16 protein-coding genes and 1 tRNA gene are annotated in these 17,003 nt (G+C 66.3%); 13 read left to right on the top strand and 4 right to left on the bottom strand.

Annotated features, from left to right (window positions below; genetic code table 11):
• The coding region (locus ACYVHQ_RS05830) for an SLAC1 family transporter (RefSeq protein ID WP_460511259.1) at positions 1-448 on the bottom strand (448 nt) is incomplete at its 3' end.
• 51 nt (positions 449-499) lie between these two features.
• Here ACYVHQ_RS05830 and ACYVHQ_RS05835 point away from each other — a divergent pair.
• The gene (locus ACYVHQ_RS05835) at positions 500-1,426 is read left to right on the top strand and encodes a LysR family transcriptional regulator (RefSeq protein ID WP_167260826.1); all 927 of its coding nucleotides are present in this window, start codon (positions 500-502) and stop codon (positions 1,424-1,426) included.
• Here ACYVHQ_RS05835 and ACYVHQ_RS05840 read toward each other — a convergent pair whose 3' ends face one another.
• A complete protein-coding gene (locus ACYVHQ_RS05840; RefSeq protein WP_043594580.1) occupies positions 1,427-1,972 on the bottom strand; it encodes a uracil-DNA glycosylase family protein in 546 nt (181 codons plus the stop codon).
• Between the two features lie 297 nt (positions 1,973-2,269).
• Between ACYVHQ_RS05840 and ACYVHQ_RS05845 the strand changes: the two genes are divergently transcribed.
• The 8 genes from ACYVHQ_RS05845 (at position 2,270) to ACYVHQ_RS05880 (ending at position 10,867) form a co-directional block, all read left to right on the top strand.
• Entirely contained in the window at positions 2,270-4,369 is a 2,100-nt protein-coding gene (locus tag ACYVHQ_RS05845) for a heavy metal translocating P-type ATPase (protein WP_460511260.1), read from the top strand.
• A gap of 93 nt (positions 4,370-4,462) precedes the next feature.
• Entirely contained in the window at positions 4,463-4,924 is a 462-nt protein-coding gene (locus ACYVHQ_RS05850) for a hypothetical protein (RefSeq protein ID WP_056260069.1), read from the top strand.
• An 87-nt stretch (positions 4,925-5,011) separates the two neighbouring features.
• The gene (locus ACYVHQ_RS05855; RefSeq protein ID WP_056260071.1) at positions 5,012-5,593 is read left to right on the top strand and encodes a DUF305 domain-containing protein; all 582 of its coding nucleotides are present in this window, start codon (positions 5,012-5,014) and stop codon (positions 5,591-5,593) included.
• Positions 5,594-6,307: 714 nt separating this feature from the next.
• Positions 6,308-6,649 carry a M23 family metallopeptidase gene (locus tag ACYVHQ_RS05860; protein ID WP_223269462.1) on the top strand — a complete coding sequence of 114 codons (342 nt, stop codon included), beginning with the start codon at positions 6,308-6,310 and terminating at the stop codon, positions 6,647-6,649.
• A 55-nt stretch (positions 6,650-6,704) separates the two neighbouring features.
• Complete coding sequence (locus ACYVHQ_RS05865) at positions 6,705-7,934, top strand: peptidoglycan DD-metalloendopeptidase family protein (RefSeq protein WP_056260075.1); 1,230 nt, start codon at positions 6,705-6,707, stop codon at positions 7,932-7,934.
• A gap of 84 nt (positions 7,935-8,018) precedes the next feature.
• Positions 8,019-8,876 (top strand): F510_1955 family glycosylhydrolase, encoded by an 858-nt coding sequence (locus tag ACYVHQ_RS05870; protein ID WP_056260078.1) that lies wholly within the window; start codon positions 8,019-8,021, stop codon positions 8,874-8,876.
• A gap of 367 nt (positions 8,877-9,243) precedes the next feature.
• Positions 9,244-9,759: a hypothetical protein gene (locus tag ACYVHQ_RS05875; RefSeq protein ID WP_137846767.1), complete on the top strand. Its 516-nt coding sequence runs from the start codon at positions 9,244-9,246 to the stop codon at positions 9,757-9,759.
• Positions 9,760-10,294: 535 nt separating this feature from the next.
• Entirely contained in the window at positions 10,295-10,867 is a 573-nt protein-coding gene (locus ACYVHQ_RS05880; protein WP_460511261.1) for a hypothetical protein, read from the top strand.
• A gap of 23 nt (positions 10,868-10,890) precedes the next feature.
• On the opposite strand, the gene ACYVHQ_RS05885 is transcribed toward ACYVHQ_RS05880, so the two are convergent.
• Positions 10,891-11,166 (bottom strand): helix-turn-helix domain-containing protein, encoded by a 276-nt coding sequence (locus tag ACYVHQ_RS05885; RefSeq protein WP_082486596.1) that lies wholly within the window; start codon positions 11,164-11,166, stop codon positions 10,891-10,893.
• Between the two features lie 103 nt (positions 11,167-11,269).
• Here ACYVHQ_RS05885 and ACYVHQ_RS05890 point away from each other — a divergent pair, with 103 nt between their 5' ends.
• The 3 genes from ACYVHQ_RS05890 (at position 11,270) to ACYVHQ_RS05900 (ending at position 15,596) form a co-directional block, all read left to right on the top strand.
• Positions 11,270-12,238: a hypothetical protein gene (locus ACYVHQ_RS05890; protein WP_055811461.1), complete on the top strand. Its 969-nt coding sequence runs from the start codon at positions 11,270-11,272 to the stop codon at positions 12,236-12,238.
• A 470-nt stretch (positions 12,239-12,708) separates the two neighbouring features.
• Entirely contained in the window at positions 12,709-13,695 is a 987-nt protein-coding gene (locus ACYVHQ_RS05895; protein ID WP_133739127.1) for a hypothetical protein, read from the top strand.
• Positions 13,692-15,596, top strand: coding sequence for a hypothetical protein (locus ACYVHQ_RS05900; protein WP_133739126.1), 1,905 nt, complete (start codon positions 13,692-13,694; stop codon positions 15,594-15,596). The genes ACYVHQ_RS05895 and ACYVHQ_RS05900 overlap by 4 nt, the downstream gene beginning before the upstream one ends.
• Before the next feature lie 271 nt (positions 15,597-15,867).
• Here ACYVHQ_RS05900 and ACYVHQ_RS05905 read toward each other — a convergent pair.
• Positions 15,868-15,957: transfer RNA gene (locus tag ACYVHQ_RS05905), tRNA-Ser, on the bottom strand.
• Between the two features lie 162 nt (positions 15,958-16,119).
• Here ACYVHQ_RS05905 and ACYVHQ_RS05910 point away from each other — a divergent pair.
• Positions 16,120-16,995 (top strand): SGNH/GDSL hydrolase family protein, encoded by an 876-nt coding sequence (locus ACYVHQ_RS05910; protein WP_460511262.1) that lies wholly within the window; start codon positions 16,120-16,122, stop codon positions 16,993-16,995.
• Positions 16,996-17,003 lie beyond the last annotated feature (8 nt).

Genomic DNA, 17,003 nt, shown 5'->3' on the forward strand with positions numbered 1-17,003 from the left:
TGACGAGGCCGAGCACCGTACCGATGGTCCACAACACCCAGTCGATGCCGACCGCCAGGGGCGTACCGAGGACGTCTCTGCCCAAGAGCAGGGTGCCCGCGCCGACGGTCAGCAGCGCCATGGGCGGTGCCCCGTAGAAGTGCGCCATCACCGGATTGAGTCGATGCCCCCGCGCGGTGGCTCGGTAACGCACCCAGTGCATGACGGTCGCCGTGCTGAGAGCGACCAACAACACGCTGGCCAGTGCCCAGACGATGGTCGCGGCAGGGCGCAGCCCCGGGAACTGCAACGGCAGGGTCGCCGCGGCGTTGGCGACGATGCCGGTCCCCATGATCGACGCGAACCAGTTCGGGGTCAGGTTCGACACGATCTGCCCGCGGTGCTCGAGCTGGCGGAACAGACCGTGCGTGCGGGGAGGGGCGACAGTCGGTGTGATCGCGGCAGGCATGCCTCGATCTTCGTACGTGCGTCCGGCTGCCGATACGGGCGGATGCTTGTGGTGTCACAATCGATCCTTGTGACCGGACTCCCTGTTGATCTCGAGACGCTCCGACTGCTGGAGGCGATCTCGAGATCGGGCAGTCTGGGCCGGGCCGCGACATCGGTGGGCATCAGCCAGCAGGCGGCGTCGTCTCGCATCACGGGCGCCGAGCGGCGGCTGGGTCGTACGTTGCTCGTCCGCTCTCGGGCGGGCTCGGCGCTGACCGAGCACGGACTCCTGGTGTGCGAGTGGGGCCGACCCCTGCTCGAGGCGGCGACCACCTTCGAACGATCGCTGCACACCCTGATGACCGGCGCCTCCGACGCTCTCCTCGTCGCGGCGAGTCAGACGGTGTCAGAGGCGCTGATGCCACGCTGGATGACAGCGGCAGCGGATCGTGTCCGGGTACGCCTGGAATCGGGCAACAGCGACTGGGTCGTCGACGAGGTCCGTTCGGGGCGCGCGCACCTCGGGTTCACGGAGACCCCTGATGAGGCCGACGGGCTCGCCACGACCGTCCTGGGTGTCGACGAACTGCTCGTCGTCGTCTCGCCGAGGCACGCATGGGCATCGAAGTCCGAACCCGTGACGGCAGCGGATCTCGCATCCACACCGCTCGTGTCTCGGGAGTCGGGCTCGGGCACCCGCCGGACCCTCGAGCTCGCCCTGGGGATCGACCCTGCCCTGATGGCAGAACCCGCTGCGCAGTTGTCGTCGACGGGCGCCATCCGGGCGGCCATCGCCGGCGGTGTGGGTCCGGGAGTCATCAGCTCGTTGCTGGTCGAGGACGACCTCCGTGCCGGGCGCCTCGTCACCGTCCCGGCAGCCGTCGACCTGAGGCGCCCGTTCCGCGCCGTGTGGTCGGCCGGTCTGAGCGCCGGGGCGCAGGATCTCCTGGCCGTGATCGCCGCGTCGCAGCACAGCCCCGACTCCTCGCCGAGATGATCAGAGAAGCGAAGCGTGCCGTAGGGCCGTGACGGCCCGCAGGTGCTTCTCGCCGGCGCGGGTGGCGTTCGCCGGCGACAGATGGGGTGCCGCGAGCACGGGCACGACCCTCGCACGCGGTTCCAGGGTGAAGTACCTCATCACGCCCGTCAGGGCCGGAGTGCCGAAGGTCACGATCGCCCGCAGCTGCGGCAGAGAAACGAGCAGCTGAGCCAGGGCAGGGCGTGCCTCGTCGAGATCGGTGACGGTCGGCGCCCGACCAAGGGCCCACGGGACGATGTTCCATCGCAGGTAGACGTTCCTGCCCAGACCCGACTCGATCCGTGCTCGCCTGAACGCAGACGCCGTCGGCCCCGGGTTGTCCTCACTGCTGATCGCGTCCTCGCCCTGCTTGATCGTGGCAGGACCGGGTGATTCCATCAGCACGAGAACTGTCGCCGCTGCTCCTCCACCTGATGGGTCGAAGCCCGGCACGAAGCGCGCACGTCCTGGTCCGGAGCTCCGCCATTCCGATACGAGCTGATCGAGGCCCCTGGGCTGCTGCATCCCTAGACGCTACGACGTTAGGGACCGTTTCCGCCCACGCTCACCGACGACACGGAACGACCACGACGGCGTCCTCTCCGAGTGCGCTCGCCCCACAGCAAGTGATCCAGTGGGGGACCGTCTAACGAGACGGTCGCTCACCGGTGCATTCATCAATTGCTCGCCCATCACGAATCGAACCTAGTAAAACGGGAATATACCCTGGGGGGGTATATGGTTGGGTCCGGTGATGGCCATGCAAATGGCATGGTGGTAGGCCGCGAGTGCCCATCTGTGGGCACGCAGGGAGGCACGCTCATGGCGCAGTCCAAACACCAGCACACTCACGGCACTCTCGAGGCCAACGATGCAGGTTCCGAGGAGTCGGGGCACACCTCCGGTCATGACCACGGCTCAGGTCATGGTGGGCACGGCGACCATGTGGCGCAGTTCCGCCGACTGTTCTGGATCATGCTCGTCATCGCAGTCCCAGTCGTGGGGTTCTCGAGCATGTTCTCGATGCTCTTGGGCTATGGCCTCCCCGACGCAGGTTGGGTTCCCTGGGTCTCGCCGCTCCTGGGAGCCGTGATGTACGTGTGGGGCGGGAAGCCGTTCCTCGTCGGGGCAGTGTCGGAGCTGCGGGCACGGAAACCGGGGATGATGCTCCTCATCGGGTTGGCGATCACGGTGGCGTTCATCGCATCCCTTGGGGCAAGCCTGTCGCTTCTGGATGCGGCGCTCGATTTCTGGTGGGAGCTGGCGCTCCTGATCGTGATCATGCTCCTGGGTCACTGGGTCGAGATGCGCTCCCTTGCCCAGACCACGTCAGCCCTTGACTCTCTCGCCGCCCTCCTCCCCGACGAAGCCGAACGTGTCACTGGGGACACCACCGAAACCGTGCCGCCGGAATCTCTTGTCGTAGGGGATGTGATCGTCGTCCGTCCTGGGGGCCGAGTGCCCGCTGACGGGGTCATCACGGACGGATCGGCGAGCATGGATGAGTCGATGATCACCGGGGAATCTCGCCCCGTTCGCCGGGCGGCTGGCGACCAGGTCATCGCGGGAACCGTGGCCACCGATTCCGGTATCCGAGTCACCGTCGCCGCAGTCGGGCACGACACCGCCCTGGCCGGCATTCAACGCCTCGTCACAGACGCACAGAACTCTTCCTCCCGCGCGCAGAGGATCGCCGACACCGCGGCGGGCTGGTTGTTCTGGTTCGCCCTGGGTGCGGGAATCATCACCGCGATCGTGTGGAGCTTGGTGGGACAACCCGACGAGGCCGTCATTCGGACGATCACCGTGCTGGTGATCGCGTGCCCTCACGCGTTGGGATTGGCGATTCCCCTGGTCGTGTCGATCGCGACCGAGCGCGCCGCCCGGGGCGGGGTACTCGTCAAGGACCGCCTGGCGTTGGAGAGCATGCGGACCGTCAGCGTTGTCCTGTTCGACAAGACCGGCACCCTGACCCGAGGCACCCCGGCCGTGACCGCCATCGAACCTGTTGGCACGATGTCCGCGGACGAACTCCTCGCCCTCGCGGCGTCCGCGGAGAACGATTCCGAGCATCCCCTCGCGAAAGCGATCGTGACTGCCGCCCGCGAACGACACCTGGCCCTGACGCCAGCAACTGACTTCACCTCCTCCCCCGCGGTCGGTGTCAGCGCCACGGTGACCGGCCGGCACGTGCAGGTGGGTGGCCCTGCCCTGCTGACCCAGGAACACGGGACCGAACTTGAGATCGCGAACACGTGGCGGGAGGACGGTTCGATCATTCTGCACATCGTGATCGACGGGCATGTGGCGGGCGCGCTTGCGCTGGCTGATGAGGTGCGCCCGGAGTCCCGCGACGCGATCGACGCGCTAAAAGCGCTCGGTGTGGAGCCGGTGATGATCACCGGCGACGCCGACGCTGTCGCCTCGACCGTTGCCCGGGAGCTGGGCATCAGCCGGTACTTCGCCGGCATCCGCCCCGAGGACAAATCCTCCAAGGTCAAACAGCTCCAGACGGAGGGTCACAAAGTGGCGATGGTGGGTGACGGGGTGAACGATGCCCCGGCCCTCGCGCAGGCCGACGTCGGGATTGCGATCGGTGCGGGAACAGACGTCGCCATTGCCTCCGCAGGGGTGATCCTGGCCTCGGATGACCCACGGTCGGTGCTGTCCGTCATCGAACTGTCCCGCAGCAGCTATCGGAAGATGACCCAGAACCTCTGGTGGGCTGCTGGCTACAACTTGCTCTCCGTGCCTCTCGCTGCCGGGGTGCTCGCCCCTGTCGGGTTCATCCTCCCCATGTCGATCGGCGCGCTCCTGATGTCGGTGTCCACGATCGTTGTCGCCCTCAATGCTCAACTGCTTCGACGCTTGGATCTCAGCCCCAAAGCGAGCGTCGAGACGGTCCTGCACCGCCACCGCTGACCGGCGTCTCACCTCAGCTCGCGACGCCCGGAACCCACTGGGTGCACTCGTCTTCGACTTGTACACTCTGACCGACTACACCAAAGGAGAGTCATGACCGGCCACCCGACGCGCATCCCTACGGGGTTGGGGCGTCTGGCGACCGCGGTGGTGCTGATTCTTCTTCTGGTCGGTAGTGCCCTGTTAATGCACACGCTCGCCGGTCACACCGGAACCCACACGGCCACCACAACCGCCAGTCACGAACACGACGCCGCAACAGCCCACGACACCACCGCGACCACCACGGCGTTCTCGGCTGCGCCTGCGGGCACAGGCGACGTCACCGTGGCGGGCGCTGATGATTGCGGCGGGCTCTGCGCGATGCTCTGCGCGATCATGGGCATGGCCTGCCTGATGGTGTTGATCGTGTCCACCTGGGCGCTCCTGCGACGCCGGGGAGCCCGCGCCTTGTTCATCCTGTCTAAGACCCTGGGCGCGATGCCGGCACTGCCGACAATCACCGTCCTGCGCCCTGCTCCGAATCTGGCGCAGCTCAGCATTCTCCGCGTCTAAACCTGCCCCTTGGGGACCAGCTCCCCGATACGAGACCCGCGGCCGTTCAGCGTGCCGCACACTTTCTCACCCCAAGGGACACACACCATGAACCGCACCAAAACTTTCTTCGTTGGCGCCACCGCCGTCATCGCCGCGCTGGCCCTCGCTGGCTGCGCCGACACTTCCACCTCCGACACGTCCTCGGGATCGTCCGCTGCCTCTGAGGCGGCGGTGTTCAACGACCAGGACGTCATGTTCGCCCAGATGATGCTGCCCCACCACGAGCAGGCCGTCGAGATGAGCGACACCCTCATCAGCAAGGGCGACACCGTCGACTCCGACGTCCTCGCGCTGGCAGAAACCATCAAGGACGAGCAGGGGCCTGAGATCGATCAGCTCACCACGTGGCTGGGTGACTGGGGTCAGGACACGTCTGCGTCGATGGATCACTCCATGGACGGCATGATGAGCGAATCCGACATGACCTCCCTCGAGGATGCCTCGGGCACGGAGGCGTCACGCCTGTTCTTGGAGCAGATGACCGAGCACCACAAGGGCGCCGTGGACATGGCGCAGCAGGAAGTCGACGGCGGGGAAAACCCCGACGCAGTCGAGATGGCGAAGAACATCGTCGAATCTCAGACGGCACAGATCGACCAGATGGACAGCCTTCTCAGCTCCCTCTGACCCTTCCACGGGGCGAGGCACCCAGCCGGTGCCTTGCCCCTGGGCGGTGCCCTGTGCCCGCGCACCCGTCGTACTTCTCACACCATCGAAAGCTTCCTGGTGCCCCAAAATCTTTCTGCCCCCGTGCCTCCTGCCGCCCTCACTCGCCGGGAAGCGCTCGCCCGCGAACGCACCGCCGGCCCCTCCTCCTCACCGTCGGCCCCCCGCCGACGCACCTACCAAGCAGCAGAACCGCTCCCATCCACCGCCCGAACCAAGCTTCGAGCAACACTTCCCGGAGCAGCACCTCGAGCCCGGCCGTGGGCTGTGGAGCAGCTCCCCGAGAGCGCCTGGTCGGTACCGGCTCGTCCCCGCAAGCTCCGCACCCTGGGTCCTGTTATCGGGGCGCTGGCGGTGGCGATGTTCTTCACCGCAAACACGACCCCGGCTACTGCCTCTGATCTGGCGGGCGGGGCCACCCCGACGAGTGTTGTTGCCCCGATCAGTGGACAATCCCTTGCCGCCTCCGTGGTGGCATTGTCCGTTGACGGTCGAGACGGCTACGCCGTGACCGAGCAAGCACTCGCCACCACACAAAGTGCTACCTCGGGAGGTGCCGGAGCAGCAGCCCAGGTCAATACCGGGACCGGGGACATTCGGTGGCCCTTCCCTGGGGTAACCCCCCTCAGCTCGGACTTCGGGCCCCGGGCGCGGCCGTGCGGTGCGTGTTCGGCCATGCACGAGGGAATCGACATGGTCCCGGGCAAGAACACCCCCATCGGGGCGATCGCTGCCGGCACCGTTCGTGTGTCGGGGATGGGCGGGGCGTACGGGCAGTACGCCATCATCGACCACCAGATCGATGGCCAGACCGTCAGCAGCCTCTACGCCCACATGGTCCTCGGTTCCAGCCCCCTGCGGGTCGGAGACCGTGTCAATGTCGGGGACCTGGTGGGCCGGGTAGGCAACAGCGGGGTCAGCACCGGTGCGCACCTGCACCTGAGCATCTTGCTTGGCGGCACACTTCAGATCGACCCGCAGCTGTGGCTCGAAACCAACGCCGGCCGGGTGCTCTGACATGACGCCCGCACAACAGCCACCCGGTCGTGGCCACATCATCCGTCCCTTCCGGGTGAGGCTCGTTCTGGGGAGCATCACGGTGGTGGCGATGGTTGTTGCCGTCCTCACCCCGGTGGGGCAGGCGTCCGCAGTTGAGTACCCGACGTGGGCCGAGGTCGAAGCAGCTCGTGCCTCCGAAACGGAAGGCCAGGCCCTCGTGGCGCAGATCACGACGCAGATCGCAGAACTCGACTCCGCGGCCACTGCCAGCGCTGAGCTCGCTCTGACCCGTGGCGCCGAGTACGAGGAAGCAGACGCTCAGTTCCTCGACGCGGCGTACCAAGCAGACACACTCCAGGAGCAGGCCCGCACAGCCGAGGCCACCGCCACCCAGTCTCGAGACCGGGCAGCTCAGATCATCGCGTCGCAAGCACGCAGCGGCGGCCAGGACTTGACCAGCACCCTGCTCACCGGCGCCCAGGACCCGGACGATTTTCTCTCTCAGCTGGGGTTTGCCGACAAGCTCGCTGAAACAAGCCAAGGCATCTACGTCGACGCAAGCCAGGATCAGAACATCGCTCAGGGCCTCGGCGATCAGGCGGCCCTCGCCCGGGACGCCCGCGACGCTCTCCGCCAGGAAGCCGATGACGCCCGCCGGGACGCCGAGGCTGCCTCCGCGGCAGCCGATGAGGCACTGGCAGTGCAAGTCGACAAGCAAGCTGAGCTGCAAGCGCAGCTTGCCGTGCTCACGGATCAGCGTGCCGCGACCGAGCAGGACTTCGCCGCCGGCGAAGCTGCCCGGGCCGCAGAACGGGCACGCATCCAGGCGGAAGCAGCCGCCCGGGCTGCCGCTGCGGCCGCGGCTGCAACGTCTGCCGGTCAAGTAGCCGGGAGCGGATGGGCCAACCCCACCACCGGTCGAATGGTCAGCGCCTACGGGTACCGAATTCACCCCATTCAACGGGTCTGGAAGTTGCACTCCGGGATCGACATCGCTGGGGGATGCGGGGTACCGATCTACGCCGCTTCGGCCGGCACCGTGGCCTACTCAGGGGTCTACGGCAGCTACGGCAACTGGATCCTCCTCGAACACGCTAACGGCATTCAGACCGGCTACGCCCACATCGAAAACGGTGGGCTGCTCGTCAGCCGCGGCCAGCGGGTCGAAGCCGGGCAACTGATCGCTCGTGCCGGTTCGACAGGCGGGTCCACCGGCTGCCATCTGCACTACGAAGTGCGACCAGGAGGTACCTCCACGGACCCCGCGCCCTTCATGTCCGCCCGCGGCATTCGACTCGGCTGACCGCCCGCCCGACAGGAAATCACCATCACCACGTCACACATGCGCCCCACGAAAGCCCTCGCCGGACTCGCCGCTACGACTGCAGTGATCCTCGGCATGGCCGCGTGCACGAACGCCACCACCGCCCCTCCGACGGCTGACGCATCCCTGGAACACGTCCACGCGTTTGCTCACGTGGACAACTCCCCCGTTGTCCTCGTGGGCACACACACCGGCCTGTGGAAGTTCGCCCTGACCGCGGTCGACCCTGATCGCCCCCGAGAGGCACCGTTGATCCCGGTCGGTGACGACCGGTTCGACGTCATGGGGCTCACGACCACGCCGCAAGACGTACTCATCGCCTCAGGCCACCCCGCAGTCACCGCTCCGACGACAGCGCCGTCCAACCGGGGGCTGCTTCGCAGTGAGGACTCGGGGACAACGTGGCAGACCATCAGCCTGGAGGGCAAAGCCGACTTTCACGACCTGACGACGGCCGCCGATAGCGTCCTTGGGCTGAACTCGACCACCCAGGCCATCCTTCGGAGCGACGATGACGGTGCGACCTGGACAACGGAAGCAACAACAACGGCCCTGTCACTGGCCGTCGACTCGGCCAACCCCGAGATCCTTTGGGCCGCAGGTCCCGATGGTCTGGAACGCAGCACCGACCGCGGCGCCACCCTGACCCCTAGCCCCGAGGCGCCGCCACTTGTGCACGTCGCCTCATCTGCATATTCGATCGCTGGCGCAACCATTGACGGCACCGTATGGTCTCTCGATCCAGGGAGCGCAACCTGGTCACAGGTCGGACAGCTCGAAGGCCAACCGCAAGCCTTCGACATCATCGACATAGGCGACAAGACCGTTCAATTCGCCGTCGATGATCGAGCCATTGTCGTCAGTCACGACAACGGCCGCACCTGGACCCCCGTGCCTTTGACGCTCAAGCAGAACGAGTAGAGAAGCGGCTTAGCGATCGTCAACCGGACGATCGCCAACCTCGACCATTTCCTCAGAGCTGCACTGATCCGACTGTCGCAGATAGGTGGTCCGAAACAGATTCCGGTGACGGGCCCCTATGTGACACTGCCGAAATGACCTCGTCGCCCCTCCTCGAATGCGCCTGTTCGCCGATCGTCGCTCCCTACCTCACAGCCCCGCATGACGCCCAGGCAGGTCTTGGAGGGTCGGCCCAGCCGATGCAGAAAAGCGAGGGCGGGCCAGGAAGAAACCTGGCCACCCGGTCGGCTCCTGGGCACCTATCGCCAGTCAAGCCGTTGACGGTCACCCCGTTAGCATCGGTGCCCGCCTCCCTCGGAGCTGATGCATGATCGAGCGCCCCTCTCCCGAACACCGTGCCCGAGTACGCGCCACCAGCCTCGATCGAGAGCACCTGGTCGCGATGGGCGAGGTCGCGTACTGGTCTGCTCGATTGGAGCGCACGCTGGCGTTCACAGTCATGGCCCTCGTCAGCGACGATGACCGCGAGACAAACGAAATAGGAATTGTGGTGACTCGGGGAGCCTCCTTCAGCGGCCTGCTCGAGTTGGGCGCAAAGCTCGTGAAGCTGCACCGCTTCGAGGGGCAGGTCCGCGACATGTTCACGCGATTGTCCGCCGACTCGAGGGTTGCGATGGAGAGCCGGAACCACCTGCTGCACGGGGCGTGGACCACACCGGGTAAAGGACCAGCTTCGGCGAGCCGGGTCAGGGCCAAAGGGACGGTGGACCGCCCATTGACCGTGGCACAGGTGGAAGACGTCGCCTATGACCTGGCAGTGCTCGCAGAACAGCTATTCATGCTGTTTCTCGTCATCGAAGGCGCAGTCGACTACGAGGAGTGATCACCTTGGGCCGATGCTCTGCGAAGGGTTCTGGGCTCACCGCGCCACCCCCCGAGTGGCAATCAATCGGGATGCCTCGGACCGATCGGCACGAGGTTCGAAGCGGCCCTCAGTGAGCCTTCTGCGACAGTTCCAGCGACGATTGCAAGCCCGATCTGCGCGTACGCGGCCATCAGCGTGCCGACACGGTGCCGAGCATCTCGCTCGAGGCGCTCACCCTCCGCCGCAAAGCTCCGATCCGTGACGAAGCACTGCAACTGGTCGTACACGTGGTCCCACCGGACAGCGACCCGAGCGCGGCGCGATCCGTCAACCGCCTCGAAGTGGAGAGACCCGAAGGGCCTCCCGTCCCTCATTCCCAGATCGACTCCAACAAGTCGCCAGCCTGGAGCCTCGCGCGAGACATCCGCCCCCCACACGACCACGCGCGGCGGGCTCGCGCCTAATCCGACAATCGCGTGTTGCCCTCCAGCCTGCTCGCCCTCGGCCACCCCGCCACCTTCTAACTTTTCGTGATCCTGGACCCTTCGCATGGATGGTGGTAATAGTAATGACCATGAATGCAGGCAAACAAGCGAAGCCGACCTCGGGGCAGCGCAAGGCCTTCGGCATCATCACCATTCAAGGGCTAGTCCTGGACCTGAGCGACTCGCTCCTAGCCCGGCCAAGCAGCAGCGTCACATGGAGAGCTCATCCTGCCGGCCCACTCTCGGGCCTCACAGCAGCCACAGATGAGCACGAGGCGTCGATCAGCTGGGCACCGACGTCGGACGTGCTCCGCGAGACGAGTACCGAAGATGCCCCCGACGAGCTCTTGGCCCATGTGCGACAGACCTATCTGACCTATCTCGAGCTGTGCCTCAGGCTCGGCGAGTTCCAACTCGAGGCAACTCCGGTCACTGACGCCGCAGAGAACATCACCGGAACGTCACTTCGAGCCCGGCTGGTAGAGCGAGGAGCAGTCTGGCTCGACGAACTTCCCACTGCCGACCAGCAACGGTTCGCACCAATCCCCAGGGCCGACGAGGTGACCATGGTGGACGTTCCCGACAGAGCCTCGCCGCAGACAGCCCCCGGGGGCGGGCAAAGGCCTGATGAATCGACATGACCGAGACCGCCACGTTGGAACGATCAGCTGTGGCGCGGCCAGAGGGATACGCCGAGCCCCCGCTCGAGCTTCGCGATCGTTTCGAGGTCCGGCCACACCTGGCCCGCAAGGACGCTCAGCAGGGTCGTATGGGTGACACCTGAAGCTTCGGCTACCGACCGGATGCTGCGACTGCCGACGGCCTGACGAAGGTTCTGCGCGAATCTGCGAGCCACTTCCCCGATCGGGTCGTTCGAGCGAACGTCTGGCCACGGGGACGGGGCCAACGCGGCTGGTTTCGCGCGCGCAGTTCTACCCATGCCGCAAGGCTAGGCGCGCCAGCTCGCACGCACGGCCGCCCCGTCGAACGTATCACAAATTGGTCATTGTAATGACCACCTTCGAGCTTGGAGATGAGCGCTGGTGAGCGATGAAGCTGACGAACGCCGCGAACGGCAGCTCGACGCGGTGAGGCGCATGGCCGAGAGGGAGCCTGAGGTGCCGGCTGCGGCTCATTACCAGTACACGCCGAAGATGCCTGCTGATCAGTGGGCCGCCATCCGCCCCTACGTGCAGCGCGTCGTCCGAGACACAGCCCACAGAACGCCGTACTCCGAGAAGGAGCTCTACCCGGCCGTTTCCCGTCTCGCTTTATTCGCCTGGGCGACAGCGAGCGTTCCCCTCGAAGATGACAACGTCTTCGACCCGCGGTTCATCAACCGCTTCGTGCAACATCACCTCGGGCAGTACAGCAGGGCCGGCAAGAACACCCTGCGCGCTCGGTTGAGACGCACGTCGGAGGCGCTCCTGGGCGACGAAGCTGCGGGTACATTCCGGGCCCTGGGCAAGGCTGAGGCGTCACGTCCGTACACCCCGAGCGAGGTGGCTTCGTTGTTGTCGTGGGCCGGTAGCCAGCACGACGAGGAACGGACGACCAGCGCCGGCGCACTCCTCGCGCTCGGACTCGGGGCAGGACTGACGGGGCGGGAGATCATCGATCTAGAACTCGTGGACATCACCTCAGATAGTCGGGGCGTCATGGTGCGCGTGTCGGGTGACGATGCGAGAGACGTCCCGGTTCTTGCCCAGTGGGCCCCCCTCCTGCAGTGCCGAACGGCGTCCAAGGCAGCCTCCCGGTGGGCATTCCGGAGCGGTCAGCGAGGCGGGAACATCAATCTCGTCACTGACTTCGTCAGTCGGAATCCGCGCCCCACGGTCGAGCTGCAGTCCCGACGCATGCGAGCGACCTGGATCGTGGAACACCTCCGGCGGGGGACGCCCCTCGACCTATTGCTGGAGGTCGCCGGCTTGCAGTCAGCCGAAGCGCTCGACCGGCTCTTGCCCTACGTCGCCAGAGCGGACGACGACCCCCGGCGGGACTCACTTCGGTGATAGCTACCACCCCGGCGCGAGCCGAGGCTGCGGCCATGACGTCCGTATAGGGACAGGACGATCACTTCCCGCGTCGGCCAGGTTCCCTCAGACGCCCAAATGGCGACGGGCATTTGCCACGTCTTCCAGACGCATCACGACCTCACCCCTGAGCAGACGCCCCAGCCGCTCAGGACTCTGCCCAGAGGCAGCCGCGTACGTCCCGACCGAGCGGAACCGTCTCGCTATCTCGACTCGGATGCTGCACGCCAGCCGATGCTGAATGCGTGCAGCACCCCACTGGTCGAGCTGGCCTGACGAGAACGACACCGCCGAGACCCACTGAGCTTCGGGGTCGCGACCGAAGCGGCCTGGCTCACGTAGGTAGGAGCGCGGCTCGAAACGTGGATCAGGCACCTCCGCAGTCTAGATGTGCGCTGAAAGCGCACCAGACCGCGTGATGGCCTTGTCTTGTCGCATGTCCATCTCTCGTGACCACCCCTGACGAGACACAACCTCCGACCTCCCCCTCTTCCCAACTCGAGCGTGCCGTAGCACACTTTGGTCAATCTAATGACCACGCCACGCTGGAGCTTCAGGAGGCGATCTTGCGCTACCACCCGCGCCGTATCGCCCCGACCAAGTGGTTGCCTGTGCGGGACTTCACGCTCGCGTGCATCCTCGACGCCAAACCCCACGACATGCTCTACACGAGGATCCTCCTGACCTTCGCGAGTCGGTACGTCGTGTGGGCGTTCCACGACGCCGGTGCGGAGCTGCGCCGCGATGACCTCTTCTACCCGTCCATGATCTACCGCTTCGCCCGCACCTACCCCAGTGCCAAGACGCAGCAGCTTGCCGAGACCAGACTCCTGAACCTCGCTGAAGCGCTCGGTTACGAACCGTCTCCTCACCGCCTCAACAAGCAGAGCCGGGAGATACGACCCTTCTCGCACGCCGAGCTTCCCGCTTTCGAGAGCTGGGCCGCGTCGAGGTCCACCGACCGAGCCCGCCGGGATTCTTACGGGCTTCTCGCGCTTGCCGGTGGTGCAGGCCTCGGCGCAACCGAGATCGCCGCGGTCCGTGGCCGCGACTTGACGCGCACTCCGGCTGGCTGGGTCGTCCGTGTGACCGGAAAGGCGCCGCGAAGCATCCCCATCCGTGTCGGGTGGGATTCGTACGCAGACATCGCCTTCGAGGGACTCGGCGACGATGACTACGCGGTCATCCCCCACCGCAAGGAGTCCTCCCGGGAGATCGCGCTCATGCACTACGGCGCCCGATACGACGGTCCTGCTATTCGCCGCCTCCGCATCACCTGGATCGTGGACCAGATCAACGTTTTGCCCCTGGCGAGCATCGTCTACGCGGCTGGCTTCAAGAACGTCTCGTCCCTCCTTCGCTACGCGCCCTTGGCCAAGGTCATGCCCGAGGTTGAGCTTCACGCGCTTCTCCGCTCAACGGGAGCGACTCAGTGACCGGCAAGCCCTCGTTCCACGACGAGGAGTTCTTCAATGGCATCTACACAGCCGACCGGATCGTCAGCGGGTCGACCAAGACCACCAGGTTCCGCGGCGCCGACGCCCGTGAGTGGATGACCTTCCTCCGTTCATCGGGCGTCATCGAGCTCCTCGCGACCTGGCGCGCGGAGGACCGCGAGAAGAAAGCCCCGGGCGGTGTCAAACCGAAGATCGACGACCTGGCCATCCTGACCGTGGTGATGATGCTCCTATCGGAGCAGTCCATGATCTTCGTGCGCGAGATGGGCCGCGTCTTCGAACACCGTCTCGACGATGAAGCCCGTCGCGAGCTCGGCATCGCTCACCTGTACGACAACGACAAGCCCAACGACTGGTACTTCCTGGCATGGCGGGCGATGCACCGCATCATCGACCTCTGGGATGCCTGGCCGGCGCCCCGCCGCCTGCTCACCCGCGACGAGCGGAGCAGCCTTGACGCGCTCCGGGACAAGAACATCGAACGCCGGGCACACGAGCGCAGCATGACCTTCACGAACACGCTGCTGGAAGCCACGGCCCAGAACCTGCCTCGAGCCGTGCGACGTCAGCGTCTCGCGCTCTCCGTCGACCAGACAGTGCTGCGTGCACCGAGCCAGAAGAACCGTTGGCCGCGGGAGAACGGCGTCGAGCAGCCCATGTTCATCGCGGGCACGGACAAGGAACAGCCGAAGTACGCGATGGAGCTTGAAGCTGACCTCTACCCGATCGACAAGGGAGAGAAGGAACGCGTCTTCAGCAAGCACACCAAGGAGAACGGCAAGGCGAGCGTCAAGCAGGCACGGAGCCGGTGGCTGCTCGCCTACACGGCTAACCTCATCATCGACGTCAACGAGGACCCGACAGGTGACCCCACCGAAGCACCGCAGCTGATCCGCGGGGCGAGCCTGACGACGCCCAACAAGGGCATCGGCTTCCACACCGTCGAGCTCGTGAAGAACATCCAGGAACGCGGCTACGACATCGCGCGCCTGTCGTCCGACCTTGGGTACTCCGCGGGTCTCACGATGGAGGACTTCCACCGTCCGATGAGAGAGCTCGGCGTCGGCCTCGTCTTCGACTACAACCGCGCGAACCAGACCGGTGTGCGGGGCCAGGTCGGCGGAGCCAAGCTCGTCGAAGGCGGTCAGTTCTGCCCCGGTACACCGAAGCGGCTCCTCGATGCAACGGTGCGGCGCAACAACAAGGAGATCGACAACGTCGAGTGGTCCCAGCAGATCGACGAGCGTGACGCATACCGACTTCACAAGAAGGAGGGTCCCGACGCCAACGGCAACGTGAAGATGCGCTGCCCAGCCCTCGGCCCGAGTGCGACGGTCGAGTGCCCGCTCCGCAAGCTCGACAAGCGTGCATCGCCTGACAAGGAACGCCGGCAGGTGCTGCGCGCCAACGTCCCCAAGCAGACAGACAAGGTCTGCTGCCAGACCTCGATCACGGTGCGCCCGGAGGACGGCGAGAAGATGAACCAGATGCTGCCTTATGGCAGCAAGGAGTGGTCCAAGACCTACCGCCGCGACCGCAACAGCATCGAGAGCTTCAACGCCTTCATCAAGACCGGTCCCGAGCGCATCGCCGACTCCAGCGCACGGCGCCTGCGCGGTCTCGCCGCTCAGCAGTTCCTTCTCGCCATGCTCACGACGGCCGCGAACATCCGCAAGATCGTCACCTTCCTCGCCGCCAAGCACCGAGCGCCGAAGGACCGCGACCGCCGCGTCGCGAAGGGCCTGACGCCGGTGCCTGCACAGCGCACCCGCCGTCGTGATGCCGAAGGCATGAGCAACTACCGCGCCGACTACGTTCGGCCCGAACTGTCCCCGTTCCCGACGAGTGGACCCGCTGTCGATCCGCCTCCGCGAACGTAGGCCCACGCCCGTTCCAAGACACGACACGCGAGCTTCCTGCTCTCCCCCAACGCTCACGAGTCAATTCGGCGCGCCCAGACGGGCGGGCCGCTTCGTCGTTTAAGCCGACTGTGCAGCCGGTGGCCCCGAAGGAGCTGCCAAGAGATCCCGAACCCCTCGCCGGGAAGCGATTCTCGGCCCTCAAACGGAAGAAAGCCCCCGAACTACTCGGGGGCTTTCTTCTTGGGCTGCGTTCCGCAAACGGATTCCGATTGATGCGCAAACAACCCGCTGGCGGTACCGGTGGGATTTGAACCCACGGTGGAGTTGCCCCCACACATGTTTTCGAGACATGATCCTTCGGCCGCTCGGACACGGTACCGGGATCGAGTGTAGACCATGCGCCGGGCCGGGTCCAAAAGCGCCCGAACGGGCGCCAAGCGACCCGGCCAGCTCTCCTACACAGGAGGGACTGGCGGACCTCAGGGCACGCTCCCGGGCCGCGCGCGCCTCCTGCGCTGGCGACCGGCGTAGCGTCGCTCGCATGAGCACCCGCACCACCCTCGCCTTCCTCTCGGGCGTCGGCACCGGGCTCGCCCTCGTGGGGGCGGCCGGGGTCGGCGTCCGTCGCTTCGTCGTCCAGCGCAACGCGGCCGCCGCGACGCTGAACGGCCTCCTGCCCGTGCACTCCGCTTGGTGGCGGCAGCGCTTCGACAAGCAGGGGTCGCTCCTCTACGTCGCGCTCGGCGACTCCACCGCGCAGGGCATCGGCGCCACCAACCCCGGCAGGAGCTACGTGGGCCGCCTCGCAGGCCGCATCCGCTCCGCCACGCACGGCTCCGTCCGCGTCGTGAACCTCAGCGTCAGCGGCGCCACCACCTGGCTCTGCCGCAAGGACCAGCTGCCCAAGCTCGCGAAGATCGACCGCGAGCCCGACGTCGTCACCGTCGGCATCGGCGCCAACGACATCATCGACTTCGAGCCCGAGCGCTTCGAGCGCAACCTACGGCACATCTACTCGGCGCTCCCCTCGCACGCGATCGTCGGAGACGTGCCCGCCATGTTCCTGCCCGACCGCGAGAAGAAGATCGCCGTCGCCAACGAGATCGTCCACCGCGTCGCCGCCGAGCACAGCCTCACCGTCGCCCCCGTCTACGACACCACCCGCCGACGGGGCTTCCTCCGCACCTGGCGCAACTCGGCCGGAGATCTCTTCCACCCCAACGACCGCGGCTACCGCGTCTGGGCCTCCGCCTTCGAACCGGCCGTCGCCGCCCGCGTCGCCCGCTTCGCGGCCGACCGCGCCTCCGCCGACCACACGGCGAGCGCCGCGGACTCGCATGCCGCCGACGCCACCGCGAGCGCCACCAAGCAGGTCGCCGACCAGGCGCGCGCGGCCGGCCCGCAGCACGCCGCCTGAGCGGCAGG

The sequence above is a fragment of the Frigoribacterium salinisoli genome (genome assembly GCF_054781095.1).